The organism is Streptomyces sp. NPDC048191 (assembly GCF_040652655.1).
Classification (GTDB): Bacteria; Actinomycetota; Actinomycetes; order Streptomycetales; family Streptomycetaceae; genus Streptomyces.
The window spans coordinates 62,902-77,338 of record NZ_JBEZMO010000035.1 but is presented as its reverse complement, the minus strand read 5'-3'; the positions used below and the strand labels follow the sequence as shown (position 1 = coordinate 77,338).

Genomic DNA, 14,437 nt, shown 5'->3' with positions numbered 1-14,437 from the left:
GCGAGGTACGGGGCGTGTTGAAGTGGCCGCGGCATAATCCGGGCGCGCGGAGCAGTGCCCCGAAGGGGCAGGGGGCCAGGTCGGCACACCGCTCCACCCGCCCGCCGGGCACTGCCGTGTTCGGGGCCGTTTTCCGACGTCAGCCGACCCCTTGACACCCTCCACGGCGACAGGCACATTGAGTTGCGCAACCTGAATCAAGTTGCGTACAAAGCAACTGGACCGGTCTCAAGTTCGGAGGTTGGGCGATGGCGGGACCCCGAGTGGTGATCATCGGAGCGGGTGTCGTGGGAGCGGCCCTCGCGGACGAGATCTCCGCACGCGGCTGGACCGAAGTGACCGTGGTCGACCAGGGCCCCCTCCCGGCCACCGGGGGTTCCTCCTCGCACGCCCCGGGCCTGGTCTTCCAGACGAACCCCTCGAAGACCATGACGGAGCTGGCGCGCTACACCGTCGAGAAGTTCTGCTCCCTGGACGTCGACGGCGAGCCCTGCTTCCTCCAGGTCGGCGGCCTCGAAGTGGCGACCAGCCCCGAGCGCCTCGCCGAACTGCACCGCCGGCACGGCTGGATCACCGCCTGGGGCATCGAGGCGCGCCTGCTGACCCCGGACGAGTGCGTGGCGAAGCACCCGTTGGTCGACCGGGACAAGGTCCTCGGCGGCCTCCTCGTCCCCACCGACGGCCTCGCCAAGGCCGTCCTGGCCGTCGAGGCGCAGATCCGCCGGGCCACCGGGCGCGGCGTGCGCTTCCTCGCCCGCCACGAGGTCCTCGACGTCCGGCAGAGCGAGGGCCGCGTCACCGCTGTGGTGACCGACCAGGGCGAGATCCCCGCCGACGTCGTCGTGTGCTGCGCCGGCATCTGGGGACCGAGGATCGCCCGCATGGTCGGCATGAACCTGCCGCTCACGCCGCTCGCCCACCAGCTCGCCTGGACCGGCCCGGTCCCCGCCCTCGCCGGCCAGACCGAGGAGGCCGTCCGCCCGATCCTGCGCCACCAGGACGCCGACCTCTACTACCGCGACCGCTTCGACGGCATCGGCATCGGGTACTACGGCCACCGCCCGATGCCCGTCTCCGCCGACGACATCCTCTCCGTGGACGAGGCCGAGGAGATGCCCTCGGTCCTGAAGTTCACCGAGGAGGACTTCGAGGACGCCTGGACCGAGACGCAGTCGCTGCTCCCGGCCACGAAGGAGGCCAAGGTCGAGGAGGGCATCAACGGCCTGTTCTCCTTCACCACGGACGGCTACCCGCTGCTCGGCGAGTCCCCGGACGTCAAGGGCTTCTGGGTCGCCGAGGCCGTGTGGGTCACCCACTCCGCCGGCGTGGGCCGCGCCGTCGCCGAATGGCTGGTCGACGGCTACTGCTCCTCCTTCGACCTGCACGAGTGCGACGTCAACCGCTTCGAGCCGCACCAGCTCTCCCCGGAGTACGTCCTGGCCCGCGACTGCCAGAACTTCGTCGAGGTCTACGACATCCTCCACCCCCTCCAGCCCTCCGGGAAGCCGCGCCCGATCCGTACCAGCCCCTTCTACGCCCGCCAGCAGGACCACGGCGCGTTCTTCCTGGAGGCGAACGGCTGGGAGCGCCCCCAGTGGTACGAGGCCAACGCGGGGCTGGTCGAGGGCCGCGACATCCCCACCCCCAACGACTGGGCCGCGCGGTACTGGTCGCCCGTCGTCGGCGCGGAGGCCCAGGCGACCCGCGAGAAGGTCGCCCTCTACGACATGACGGCCCTCAAGCGCCTGGAGGTCAGCGGCCCCGGTGCCGCCGACTTCCTGGAGGGCCTGGTCACCGGCAAGGTCGCCAAGTCCGTCGGCTCGGTGACGTACACGCTGCTCCTCGACGCCGACGGAGGCATCCGCAGCGACATCACCGTCGCCCGCCTCGCCCGCGACCGCTTCCAGGTGGGCGCCAACGGCAACCTGGACCTCGACTGGTTCACCCGCCACCTGCCCGCCGAGGGCACGGTGCAGGTCCGCGACATCACCGCCGGCACCTGCTGCATCGGCCTGTGGGGCCCGCTCGCCCGCGAGGTCCTGCAGCCCCTCACCGACGCGGACTTCTCCAACGAGGGCCTGAAGTACTTCCGCGCCAAGCACGCCCACATCGGCAGCGTCCCGGTCACGGCGATGCGGCTGTCGTACGTCGGCGAACTCGGCTGGGAGCTCTACACGACCGCCGACCAGGGCCTGAAGCTGTGGGACACCCTGTGGGCCGCGGCCGAGCCCCTCGGTGGCGTCATCGCGGGCCGGGGCGCCTTCAACAGCCTCCGCCTGGAGAAGGGCTACCGCTCCTTCGGCACCGACATGACCTACGAGCACGACCCGTACGAGGCCGGTGTCGGCTTCGCCGTCAGGCTCGACAAGGGCGACTTCACCGGCAGGGCCGCGCTGGAGCGGCGCAAGGCCGACGTGCGGCGCAGGCTGAGCTGCCTCACGATCGAGGACCCGGCCGCCGTCGTGATGGGCAAGGAGCCGGTGTACGACGGTGAGCGGGCCGTCGGGTACGTGACCAGCGCGGCGTACGGCTACACGATCGGCAAGGGGATCGCGTACGCGTGGTTGCCGGCGGAGTTGGCCGTGCCCGGTACGGCGGTGCGGATCGGCTACTTCGACCAGCGCGTGGAAGCGGTGGTGGCCGAGGAGCCCCTGTTCGACCCGTCCATGTCCCGCCTCCGTGGCTAGCCGAGGGGAAGGACCACCACCGGTGACCGCACGACTCCTCGACGGCAAGGCGACCGCCGCCGCCATCCGTCTCGAACTCGCCGAGCGCGTGGCCAAGTTGACCGCCGTCGCCGGACGCCCCCCGGGCCTCGGTACCGTCCTGGTCGGCGACGACCCCGGCAGCCGCGCCTACGTCGCCGGAAAGCACCGCGACTGCGCGCAGGCCGGCATCGCCTCCCTGCGCCGGGAGCTGCCCGCCGACGCCACCCAGCGCCAGGTCGAGGACGTCGTCGACGAACTCGACGCCGACCCGGCCTGCACCGGTTACATCGTCCAGCTCCCCCTGCCGCGCCACCTCGACACCAACGCCGTCCTCGCCCGCATGGACCCCGCCAAGGACGCCGACGGACTGCATCCCGCCAACCTCGGCCGGCTGGTCCTCGGCGTCGACGCCCCGTTGCCCTGCACCCCGCGCGGCATCGTGGAACTGCTGCGGCGGTACGACGTCCCGCTGGCCGGGGCGCGCGTGTGCGTGGTCGGCCGGGGCATCACCGTAGGACGGCCGATCGGCCTGCTGCTCACCCGCCGTTCCGAGAACGCCACCGTCACCCTCTGCCACACCGGAACCAAGGGCCTGGCCCGGCACGTACGCGAGGCGGACATCGTCGTCGCGGCGGCCGGCTCGCCCGGACTGATCACCCCGGACATGCTGCGCCCCGGCGCGGCCGTCCTGGACGTCGGCATCACCCGCACCGAGCACGGACTCGTCGGCGACGTCCACCCCGAGGCCGCCCGGGTCGCCGGATGGGTCGCGCCCATGCCCGGGGGAGTGGGACCCATGACCCGGGCGATGCTGCTCGCCAACGTCGTCGAGGCCGCCGAGAGGAACGCGAATCCCGTATGAACGCGCTGAACACCCCGCTGGCCGAGCTGGACCCCGAGGTCCACACCGCGCTCCGCGCCGAGTTGCACCGCCAGCAGTCCACGCTGGAGATGATCGCCTCCGAGAACTTCGCGCCCACCGCCGTGATGGAGGCGCAGGGCTCGGTCGCTACCAACAAGTACGCCGAGGGCTACCCCGGCCGCCGCTACTACGGCGGTTGCGAGCACGTCGACGTCACCGAGCGCCTGGCCGTCGACCGCGTCAAGTCCCTCTTCGGCGCGGGCTACGCCAACGTCCAGCCGCACTCGGGCGCCCAGGCCAACACCGCCGTGTTCTTCGCCCTGCTCCAGCCCGGCGACACCGTCCTCGGCCTCGACCTCGCGCACGGCGGGCACCTCACGCACGGCATGCGCATCAACTACAGCGGCAAGATGTTCAACGTCGTGCCGTACCACGTCCGTACGGCGGACAACCTCGTGGACATGGACGAGGTGGAGCGGCTCGCCAAGGAGCACCGCCCCAAGATGATCATCGCGGGCTGGTCGGCGTACCCGAGGCAACTGGACTTCGCGGCCTTCCGCCGTATCGCCGACGAGGTCGGTGCCCTGCTCATGGTCGACATGGCCCACTTCGCGGGCCTGGTCGCCGCCGGACTGCACCCCAGCCCCGTCCCGCACGCGCACGTGGTCACCACCACGACGCACAAGACGCTCGGCGGCCCCCGCGGCGGAGTCGTCCTCACCAACGAGGCCGACCTGGCCAAGAAGATCAACTCGGCTGTCTTCCCGGGCATGCAGGGCGGTCCGCTGGAGCACGTGATCGCCGCCAAGGCCGTCTCCTTCAAGGTCGCGGCCACGCCCGAGTTCGCCGAGCGCCAGGCCCGCACCCTGGCCGGCGCCCGCATCCTCGCCGAGCGTCTGACGCGGTCCGACGCGGCAGCGGCCGGAGTGAAGGTGCTGACCGGCGGCACGGACGTCCACCTCGTCCTCGTCGACCTGCGCGACTCCGAACTCGACGGACGGCGGGCCGAGGACCTGCTCCACGAGATCGGCATCACCGTCAACCGCAACGCCGTCCCCTTCGACCCGCGCCCGCCCATGGTCACCTCCGGCCTGCGCATCGGCACCCCCGCGCTGGCCACCCGCGGCTTCACCGAGGAGGACTTCGCCGAGGTCGCCGACGTGATCGCACTGGCCCTCCAGCCGGAGCCGGACGTGTCCGCCCTGCGCGCCCGCACCGAGGCGCTGGCGGCCAGGCACCCGCTCTACCCGCACCTCTCGCACGACGGAGACGTCCGATGAGCCCCACCACCCCCGGCGCCGACCTTCCCGACCACCCGGACTTCCTCTGGCGCACGCCCCGGCCGAAGCGGTCGTACGACGTGGTGATCGTCGGCGGTGGCGGACACGGCCTGGCCACCGCCCACTACCTCGCGAAGAACCACGGCATCACGAACGTCGCGGTCCTGGAGAAGGGCTGGCTCGCGGGCGGCAACATGGCCCGCAACACCACGATCATCCGCTCCAACTACCTCTGGGACGAGAGCGCCGGCATCTACGAGCACGCGCTCAAGCTGTGGGAAGGACTGGAGGAGGAGCTGGACTACCCGATCCTCTTCTCCCAGCGCGGCGTGCTGAACCTCGCCCACAGCCTGCAGGACGTCCGCGACAGCGTCCGCCGGGTCGAGGCCAACCGGCTCAACGGCGTCGACGCCGAATGGCTCGACGCGCAAGCGGTCAAAGAGGCCTGCCCGATCGTCAACATCTCACCCGACGTGCGCTACCCGGTGCTCGGCGGCACCTACCAGCCGCGCGCCGGCATCGCCAAGCACGACTACGTGGCGTGGGGCTTCGCCCGCTCGGCGGATGCGGCGGGCATCGACATCATCCAGAACTGCGAGGTCACGGGAGTCGACGTGGCCGGTGGCCGGGTGGTCGGCGTCCAGACCACCCTCGGGCCGATCGCCGCGGGCAAGGTGGCCCTGTGCTCGGCCGGCCACACCTCGGTCCTCGCCGCCATGGCGGGCATCGAACTCCCGCTGCAGAGCCACCCGTTGCAGGCCCTGGTGTCGGAGCTGCTGGAACCGGTTCACCCGACGGTGGTCATGTCCAACGCGGTCCACGTGTACGTCAGCCAGGCCCACAAGGGCGAGCTGGTGATGGGCGCCGGCATCGACGCGTACAACTCCTACACCCAGCGCGGCGCGTTCCACATCATCGAGGAGCAGATGTCCGCCGCCCTGGAACTCTTCCCGGTCTTCGCCCGCGCCCATGTGCTGCGCACCTGGGGAGGCATCGTCGACGTCAGCCCGGACGCCTCGCCCATCGTCGGGCTCACTCCGGTCGAGAACCTCTACCTCAACTGCGGCTGGGGGACCGGCGGTTTCAAGGCCACCCCGGGGGTCGGCTGGGTCTACGCCCACACCATCGCGCACGACACCCCGCACGTCCTGAACGCCCCCTTCTCGCTCGACCGTTTCACCACCGGCGCGCTCGTCGACGAGCACGGCGCGGCCGCGGTGGCCCACTAGGACCACGAGAGGAGCCGAACCATGCTGCTCATCCCCTGCCCGTGGTGCGGGCCCCGCGACGAGGCCGAGTTCCACTACGGCGGCCAGGCCCACGTGCCGTACCCGGAGAACCCGGCGTCCCTCACCGACGAGGAATGGGCCCGCTACCTCTTCTTCCGCGACAACCCGAAGGGCCCGTTCGCAGAGCGGTGGAGCCACGCGGCGGGCTGCCGCCGCTGGTTCAACGCGGTACGGGACACGGCGACGAACGAGATCCTGTCCGTGTACCGGGCCGGGGAGGAGCGCCCGGCCACGTACGAACCGAGGCCGCTCGTATCTGCCCGGCCGGTGTCTGAGGACGAGGCCGCTTCAGGGCCGACGGAGGTCCAGGGGGCGGAGCCCACTGGCGGGACCGAAGGGGCAGCTCTCCTGGAGGACGGGAAGGGCAGGGGCGGCGGGGGCGACCACCCCTTCCGCGCCCCCACCGGCGGCCGAATCGACCGCGACACCCCCCTCACCTTCACCTTCGACAGCACCGAGTACCAGGGCTACCGAGGCGACACCCTGGCCTCCGCCCTCCTGGCCAACGGCGTCATCGCGGCAGCAACCAGCATCAAGCTCGGCCGCCCGAGAGGCATCTTCTCCGCGGGCGTCGAGGAACCCAACGCGGTCGTCCAGATCGAGGCCCCCTTCCCCGAGCCCATGCTCCCCGCCACCACCATCGAGCTCTACGACGGCCTGGTAGTCAGCAGCCTCCCCGGCCAGGGACGCCTGGCCACCGAACCCGACCCCTGCCGCTACGACGCCGTACACGCCCACTGCGACCTGCTGGTCGTCGGCGCCGGCCCGGCCGGTCTCGCCGCCGCAGCCGCCGCGGCGCGATGCGGCGCGCGCGTCATCCTCGCCGACGACCAGCCGGAGTTCGGAGGCAGCCTGCTCGGCACCGGCGAACACCTCGACTGGGTGGCGGCGACACGCGCCCGGCTCGAAGCCGCCCCGGAAGTGCGAGTCCTGCGCCGCACCACCGTCTTCGGCCACTACGACGACAACCACCTCCTCGCCGTCGAGCGCCGCACCAGCCACCTCGGCGCCGACGCCCCCGAGCACGTCTCCCGCGAGCGTGTCTGGCGGATCCGCGCCCGGCGCGTGGTCCTGGCCACCGGCGCCCACGAGCGTTCGCTGGCCTTCGGCGACAACGACCGCCCCGGCGTGATGCTGGCCGCCTCGGCGCGGACCTACCTGCACCGGTACGCCGTCCTGCCCGGCCGGCACGCGGTCGTGTTCACCACCAACGACAGTGCCTACGCCGCCGCGCTCGACCTGGCGGCGGCCGGAGTGGACATCGCGGCGATCGTCGACACCCGGGCCGAGCCGGGGGAGTGGGCAGAGCGTGCCCGGTCCGCCGGGATCGAGGTGCTGGCCGGCCACGCGGTCACCGGCACCGAGGGCGGGGCCCGCCTCACCGCGGTGACCGTCGCCCCGTACGCATCCGGCACCGCCCAGCGGGAGTTCGCCGTCGACCTGCTCCTGGTCTCCGGCGGCTGGAACCCGGTCGCGCACCTGTTCAGCCAGGCGGGCGGAAGACTCCGTTACGACGAGGAGCTCGGCACCTTCGTCCCCGACAGCTGCCGTCAGGCGGTGGAGGTCGCCGGCAGCGCGAACGGCGCCTTCGACCTGGCCACGGCCCTCGCCCAGGGCGCGGCGGCCGGCGCCCGCGCGGTCGAGGCGGAGGGATACACCGCCGAGGCCCCCGTCCTCCCGGCCGCGATCGCGCAGCCGTACACCCCGCCCATGCAGGTCTTCACGATCCCCACCTCCACCGGCGCTCCCCGGTTCGTCGACCTCCAGCGCGACGTCACCGTCGACGACCTGGCGCGGGCGACCGGCGCGGGCCTGCGCTCGGTGGAGCACACCAAGCGCTACACCACGGCCGGCACCGGGGGCGACCAGGGCAGGACGGGCGGCGTGCTGGCGAGCGGGGTGGTCGCCCAACTCCTCGGCGTGGACGTCGCGGCGCTCGGCCTGCCCACCTTCCGGCCGCCGTACACCCCCGTCTCCTTCGCCACCCTCGCGGGCCGCGACCGAGGCGCGCTGCACGACCCCGTCCGTACGACCGCCCTGCACGGCTGGCATGTCCGGCACGGCGCCCTGTTCGAGAACGTCGGCCAGTGGAAGCGGCCCTGGTACTACCCGCAGGACGGTGAGGACATGGAGACCGCCGTGCTGCGCGAGTGCCGCGCCGCCCGCGAGGGCGTGGCCTTCATGGACGCCTCCACGCTCGGCAAGATCGATGTGCAGGGACCCGACGCCGCGCTCTTCCTCGACCGGCTCTACACGAACATGATGAGCACCCTGAAGGTCGGCATGATCCGCTACGGGGTGATGTGCCGCCTGGACGGGATGGTCTTCGACGACGGCACGGTCATCCGCCTCGCACCCGACCGCTTCCTGGTCACCACGACCACCGGCAACGCGGCGGCCGTCCTGGACTGGATGGAGGAGTGGCTGCAGACCGAGTGGCCCGGACTGAACGTGCACTGCACCTCGGTCACCGAGCAGTGGGCCACCGTGGCCCTCGTCGGCCCGAAGTCACGCGCGGTCCTCGGCTCACTCGCGCCCCGACTGGCCGTGTCCAACGACGACTTCCCGTTCATGGCGTGGCGGGAGACCACCGTCGCCGGCATCGACGCCCGGGTGTGCCGGATCAGCTTCTCCGGCGAACTCGCCTACGAGATCAACGTGTCCCCCTGGAACGCCCTCGCGCTCTGGGAGGCGCTGTACGAGGCCGGCGTCCCCTACGGCATCACCCCGTACGGGACCGAGACCATGCACGTCCTGCGCGCCGAGAAGGGTTACCCGATCGTCGGCCAGGACACCGACGGCACGGTCACCCCGCAGGACCTCGGCATGAGCTGGGCGGTGTCGAAGAAGAAGCCCGACTTCGTCGGCAAGCGCTCCCACGCCCGCGCCAACACCGTCCGCCCCGACCGCAAGCACCTGGTCGCCCTGCTCCCGGACGACCCCGGTGCCCTCCTCCCCGAGGGCACCCACCTGGTCGCGGACAGCGAACTGCCCGCCCCGCCCGTCCCGATGCTCGGGCACGTCACCTCCAGCTACCGCAGCGCGGCGCTCGGCCGTACCTTCGCGCTCGCCCTGATCAAGGGGGGCCGGGAGCGCGTCGGTGAACGCCTCTACGCGCCCGTCGGCGAACGTCTGCTGCCGGTGACCGTCGCCAGTCCCGTCCTCTACGACCCCGAGGGAGCCCGCCGCGATGGCTGACACCGTCCCGACCGCATGGCAGCGCAGCCCCCTGGCCGACGCCGCGCACCGCCTGGCCGCCGTGACGCGCTCCTCCCGGGGCGCGATCCGCCTGGCCGAACTCCCCTTCCTGGCCCAGGTCGACGTCCGCCTCGACGCCAAGAGCCCGGCGGCGGACGCCGTCGGGCTGGCCCTGGGACTCCAACTGCCCCTGGAACCCAACAGCGTCGTGCACGCGGGGGACGTGACCGCGGTGTGGCTCGGCCCCGACGAATGGCTCGTGGTGGGCCGGCCCGGCACCGAACGGGACCTGGAGAGCCGGATCCGCTCGGCGGCCGGGGACGAACCGGTCGCCGTCACCGACGTCTCCGCCCAGCGCACCACCCTCCTGGTCGGCGGTCCCCGCGCCCGCGACCTGCTGTCCCACGGCTGCGCGCTGGACCTCCACCCGCGCGCCTTCGGCCCCGGTCGCTGCGCGCAGACCACGCTGGCCCGCGCCCAGGTCGTCCTGGTCGCCCGCGACGCGAGCAGGGCCGGTTTCTGGGTGCTGGTGCGCTCCTCCTTCGCCGGGTACCTGGTGGACTGGCTGGTGGACGCGGCCGTGGAATACGCGTGAAGGACACCGAGGGGAGGCCGCCCATCGGGTGCGGCCGTCCCCCGGCCCGTCTCAGCGCCGACGCTCACGACGTCACACGCGGGTGCGAGCGCCTCGTCGTACTTCCGGGGCGCCGGGACCGGGGGAGGCTCAGCCCAGGTAGCCCATCCGGCGGCTGATCTCCTCCGCGCCCTTGACCAGGGCGGGCGCGAGTTCATGGATGCGTTCCTCGGTGAAGCGGTACGCCGGCCCCGAGGCGCTGATGGCGGCGACGACCTCGCCGTCGCGGGAGCGGATCGGGGCCGCCACGGCGTGCAGTCCGATCTCCAGCTCCTCCAGCGTCACGGCGTACCCGCGCTCGCGTGCCTCGGCGAGGTCCTTGTCCAGCTTCGCCTTCGTGGTCAGCGTGTGCGGTGTCAGCTTCTTCAACCCGCAGGCCGCGAGGACGCGGGCGCGTTCCGGCGCCGGCAGATGGGCCAGCAGGATCTTGCCGCTGGACGTGGCGTACACCGGGGTGAGCTGCCCGACCCAGTTGTGGGTGCCGACCGCGCCCGGGCCGCGCACCTGGTACAGGTTGACCGCGTAGTGCTCCTGCAGGACGGCGATGTTGACCGTCTCGCCGACCTCGTCTATCAGCCGCTCGCACACCTGCCGGCCCTGCTGGGTGAGATCGAGTCGGCCGGTGACCGCGCCGGCCAGGCGCACGATCCCGAAGCCCAGCCGGTACTTGCCCCGCTCGCCCGCCTGCTCGACCAGACCGCGTGCCTCCAGGGCGCCGAGCAGCCGGAACGCGGTCGACTTGTGGACGTCGATCTCGGCGGCGACCTCGCTGACCCCCGCTTCGCCGCGCCGGGCGAGAATCTCCAGGACGCTGACGGCACGGTCGACGGACTGCACCCCGTTCACCGCGGGGCCCTCTGTTTTGCCATCTGCGGTGTGGTTGCTCATGGCGCAACTATACGCACTGGCGTCCCCGAGGCCCCCGGATGCGGCGGAGGTGCCGGTGAAGGTGTCCGCCGCCGGCCACGGGGGCGCGGACAAGCCGGTATACCACGGCGGAGTGGTGTCCGCCGAGCCCCCTGTCGGCGCCGGTCCGACGGGTCAGCGGAAGACGACCGTGCAGTTGCCGTTGACCAGCACCCGGCACTCGCTGTGCCACCGCACCGCACGCGCGAGCACCTGGGCCTCGACGTCGCGGCCCAGGGCGACCAACTCGTCCGGGGCGTGCGAGTGGTTCACGCGGACGACGTCCTGTTCGATGATCGGGCCCTCGTCGAGATCGGGTGTGACGTAGTGCGCCGTGGCCCCGACGAGCTTCACACCGCGCTGGTGGGCCTGGACGTACGGCCGGGCCCCCTTGAAGCTCGGCAGGAAGGAGTGGTGGATGTTGATGGCCCGGCCGTCGAGCTGCTTGCACAGGTCGTCGGAGAGGATCTGCATGTACCGGGCGAGCACCACGAGGTCGACGTCGAGCTCGTCGACGAGCCGCAGCAGCCGGGCCTCCGCCTCCGCCTTGGTGTCGCGCGTCACCGGGATGTGGTGGAAGGGGATGCCGTAGTTCTCGGCCAGGGACTCGAAGTCGCGGTGGTTGGAGACGATCGCCGGGATCTCGATGTTGAGCGTGCCCGTGGACCTGCGGAAGAGCAGGTCGTTCAGGCAGTGGCCGAACTTCGACACCATGATCAGCGTGCGGGTCGGGGTCGACGCGTCGTGCAGCTGCCAGGTGATGCGATGGGTCTCGGCGACCGGTTCGAAGCCGGTGCGCAGGTCCTCCAGTGACACGGCGGGATCCGGTACATCGAAGTGCACCCGCATGAAGAAGCGGTCCTGCAGCCGGTCGTCGAACTGCTGGCTTTCGAGGATGTTGCCGGAGTGTCCGACGAGGAAGCCGGTCACGGCGTGGACGAGACCGGCCCGGTCAGGGCACGAAAGAGTGAGGACGAACTCGCGGCCGGGCTGCGGTCGAGGAGACATGACATCCTCCTTGGATGCACATTGCGCAACATCGAGAGTGATGCGCAACATGGTCCAGCCGGGACGGCCGGCCGGTCAAGGGGTGGTGTTCTTCTTGGCGCATCGGGCTGTGCGATGCGCAACGGCCGGAGGCGGTGACCGGGACTGGGAACCGGCCGACGTGGCCGGGCGGGTCGCGCACCGCACCGCCTGGACCCGGCTGACCGGCACCGATGGCTGAAGCTCCGTACCGGGCGATACGGTGACCCTCACCAGCCGTTGGTGGGGACGAAGGGACATGGCACGTGGCACTGAGGGCGCTTCGCTCGGCACTGGAAGCCCTGTACGTACGGCGCCTGACGCGCAAACTGGAAGGCAAGCCCCGTCCCCGGCACGTCGCCATCATGCTGGACGGCAACCGCCGCTGGGCCCGTGGAGCCGGGCACGACGACGTTCGAGAGGGCTACCGCGTCGGCGGTGCCAAGGTCGGCGACTTCCTGCGCTGGTGCGCCGCCGCGGACATCCAGCACGTCACGCTGTGGATGCTGTCCGACGACAACCTCCACCGGCCTCCGGCCCAACTCGAGCCGCTTCTCGCCATCATCGAGGAGACCGTGGCGAGCATCTGCGCGGCCGACGAGGACTGGCAGATCGAGGTCATCGGCGCTCTGGACCTGCTGCCGGGGGAGACGGCGCGGTCCCTGAAGGACGCCGTCGCGCGCACCGCGGGCCGGGCGGGTCTCAAGGTCGACGTGGCGGTCGGCTACGGCGGACGCCGTGAAATCATCGACGCGGTCAGGTCCGCCTTCGACAAGCACATCTCCGCCGGAGGCGACCCGCGGGAACTGGCCGAGAACTTCGACCTCCAGCACGTCACGGACAACCTCTACTCCCCGGCGGGTCACGACACCGACTTCATCATCCGCACCTCCGGCGAGCAGCGGCTGTCCGGCTTCCTGCTCTGGCAGTCCGCCTATGCGGAGGTGCACTTCGTCGAGGTCCTGTGGCCCGCGTTCCGTCAGATAGACCTGCTGCGCGCCCTGCGCTCGTACGCCGCCCGGGAGCGGCGCTACGGCAGGTGACATGACACCGGTCGCGCCACGGACCGCGCCCGACCCGGCATCGCCGAGGCACCGCGCAAGGACGCCGCCCAGACCGCGGCCGCCCTCGGCGCGGGCGGTTCGCCCCGCTGATCGCGAGCGGCCCGCGCCCGCCCGGTGCCCGGCGCGGGCCAGCCGTCCCGTTTCCCTTGCATGACCGAGCCGGATGCCATGGCCGCAGGTCCCGAGGCGACCGAGGCCGGGAAGGCCGCACAGATGCACGCCGTACTGCACGCGCTGTCGATCACCGGGTCCATGACCTGGGAGATCACCTGGGCGCTGATCCTGGGCTTCACCCTGTCCGCCGTCGTCCAGGCCGTCGTCCGCAAGGCCACCGTCGTGTCCCTGCTCGGCGACGACCGCCCCCGCACCCTCGCCGTCTCCGCTGCGCTGGGCGTGGCGTCCTCTTCCTGCTCCTACGCCGCGGTGGCGCTGGCCCGCTCGCTGTTCCGCAAGGGCGCGAACTTCACGGCGGCGATGGCCTTCGAGATCGCCTCCACGAACCTCGTCGTGGAACTGGGTGTCATCCTGTCGCTGTTGATGGGGTGGCAGTTCACGGCCGCAGAGTTCGTCGGCGGGCCCGTGATGATCCTCGTGCTGGCCGTCCTGTTCCGGCTGTTCCTGCGGGCCGGGCTGCTGCGCGAGGCCCGCGTACAGGCGGAGCGGGGTCTTGCCGGCTCGATGGAGGGCCACGCAGCGATGGACATGTCCGTGCGGCGCGAAGGATCCTTCAGCCGACGCCTGTTCTCCCGCGAGGGCTTCACCGCGACCAGCCACGTGTTCGTCATGGAGTGGGCGGCGATCCTGCGCGACCTGATCGTCGGCCTGCTCGTCGCCGGCGCCATCGCCGCCTGGGTCCCGGACTCGTTCTGGCGTGCCTTCTTCTTCGACGGTCATCCGCTCGCGGCGAAGCTGTGGGGGCCTGTCGTCGGCCCACTGGTGGCGATCGCCTCCTTCGTGTGCTCCATCGGCAACGTGCCGCTGGCGGTGGTGCTCTGGAAGGGAGGGATCAGCTTCGGCGGCGTGGTCGCGTTCATCTTCGCCGACCTGCTGATCCTGCCGATCCTCAACATCTACCGGAAGTACTACGGCGCCAGAACGGCCGCTTTCCTGCTCGGCACCTTCTACCTCGCGATGGTCGTCGCTGGCTACCTCGTGGAGTTCGCCTTCGGCGGCCTCGGCCTGATCCCCGACCAGGCCGACGCCGAGCTGCCCATGGAAGGCGTCCGTTGGAACTACACGACCTGGCTCAACATCGCCTTCCTCGTCCTCGCCGCCGTGCTCGTGGTGCGGTTCCTGCGGACCGGCGGGCTCCCCATGCTGCGCATGATGGGCGGGGCCCCCGGCGACGAGGGCCACGACCACGACGCGCACGAGCAGCATGGGCGCCAGGGAGAGGCGGGCGGCGGACACCACTGAGAGGACGTCCCGGCCGTGCCCGGAGGGTCCGACGGGGCGCGTGCGGCGCACCGT

The 14,437-nt window shown here is 71.6% G+C and carries 10 protein-coding genes; 8 read left to right on the top strand and 2 right to left on the bottom strand.

The features are described from left to right. Positions 1–248 precede the first annotated feature (248 nt). The 6 genes from AB0D93_RS36005 to AB0D93_RS35980 are packed head-to-tail and all read left to right on the top strand — an operon-like array spanning position 249 to position 9,932. Positions 249–2,687 carry an FAD-dependent oxidoreductase gene (locus AB0D93_RS36005; protein WP_362129065.1) on the top strand — a complete coding sequence of 813 codons (2,439 nt, stop codon included), beginning with the start codon at positions 249–251 and terminating at the stop codon, positions 2,685–2,687. A gap of 22 nt (positions 2,688–2,709) precedes the next feature. Then, complete coding sequence (locus AB0D93_RS36000) at positions 2,710–3,570, top strand: bifunctional methylenetetrahydrofolate dehydrogenase/methenyltetrahydrofolate cyclohydrolase (protein WP_362129061.1); 861 nt, start codon at positions 2,710–2,712, stop codon at positions 3,568–3,570. Continuing rightward, a complete protein-coding gene (gene glyA, locus AB0D93_RS35995; protein ID WP_362129058.1) occupies positions 3,567–4,850 on the top strand; it encodes a serine hydroxymethyltransferase in 1,284 nt (427 codons plus the stop codon). The genes AB0D93_RS36000 and glyA overlap by 4 nt, the downstream gene beginning before the upstream one ends. Beyond that, on the top strand, positions 4,847–6,079 hold the full coding sequence (locus AB0D93_RS35990) for a sarcosine oxidase subunit beta family protein (RefSeq protein ID WP_362129055.1): 1,233 nt from the start codon (positions 4,847–4,849) through the stop codon (positions 6,077–6,079). Before glyA ends, AB0D93_RS35990 begins: the two co-directional genes overlap by 4 nt. Positions 6,080–6,100: 21 nt before the next feature. Beyond that, positions 6,101–9,337, top strand: a complete 3,237-nt coding sequence (locus AB0D93_RS35985) for a sarcosine oxidase subunit delta family protein (protein WP_362129052.1) — start codon at positions 6,101–6,103, stop codon at positions 9,335–9,337. Then, the gene (locus AB0D93_RS35980) at positions 9,330–9,932 is read left to right on the top strand and encodes a sarcosine oxidase subunit gamma family protein (RefSeq protein ID WP_362129049.1); all 603 of its coding nucleotides are present in this window, start codon (positions 9,330–9,332) and stop codon (positions 9,930–9,932) included. The genes AB0D93_RS35985 and AB0D93_RS35980 overlap by 8 nt, the downstream gene beginning before the upstream one ends. A gap of 129 nt (positions 9,933–10,061) precedes the next feature. Here the strand turns inward: AB0D93_RS35980 and AB0D93_RS35975 are convergent, their stop codons facing one another. Next, positions 10,062–10,859, bottom strand: coding sequence for an IclR family transcriptional regulator (locus tag AB0D93_RS35975; RefSeq protein ID WP_362129047.1), 798 nt, complete (start codon positions 10,857–10,859; stop codon positions 10,062–10,064). Positions 10,860–11,012: 153 nt separating this feature from the next. Beyond that, positions 11,013–11,885, bottom strand: coding sequence for a formyltetrahydrofolate deformylase (gene purU / locus AB0D93_RS35970; RefSeq protein WP_362129044.1), 873 nt, complete (start codon positions 11,883–11,885; stop codon positions 11,013–11,015). Between the two features lie 290 nt (positions 11,886–12,175). On the opposite strand from purU, the gene AB0D93_RS35965 reads away from it, so the two are divergent. Then, positions 12,176–12,946, top strand: coding sequence for an isoprenyl transferase (locus AB0D93_RS35965; protein WP_362129083.1), 771 nt, complete (start codon positions 12,176–12,178; stop codon positions 12,944–12,946). Between the two features lie 234 nt (positions 12,947–13,180). After that, complete coding sequence (locus AB0D93_RS35960; RefSeq protein WP_362129080.1) at positions 13,181–14,383, top strand: permease; 1,203 nt, start codon at positions 13,181–13,183, stop codon at positions 14,381–14,383. The last annotated feature ends 54 nt before the right edge of the window (positions 14,384–14,437 follow it).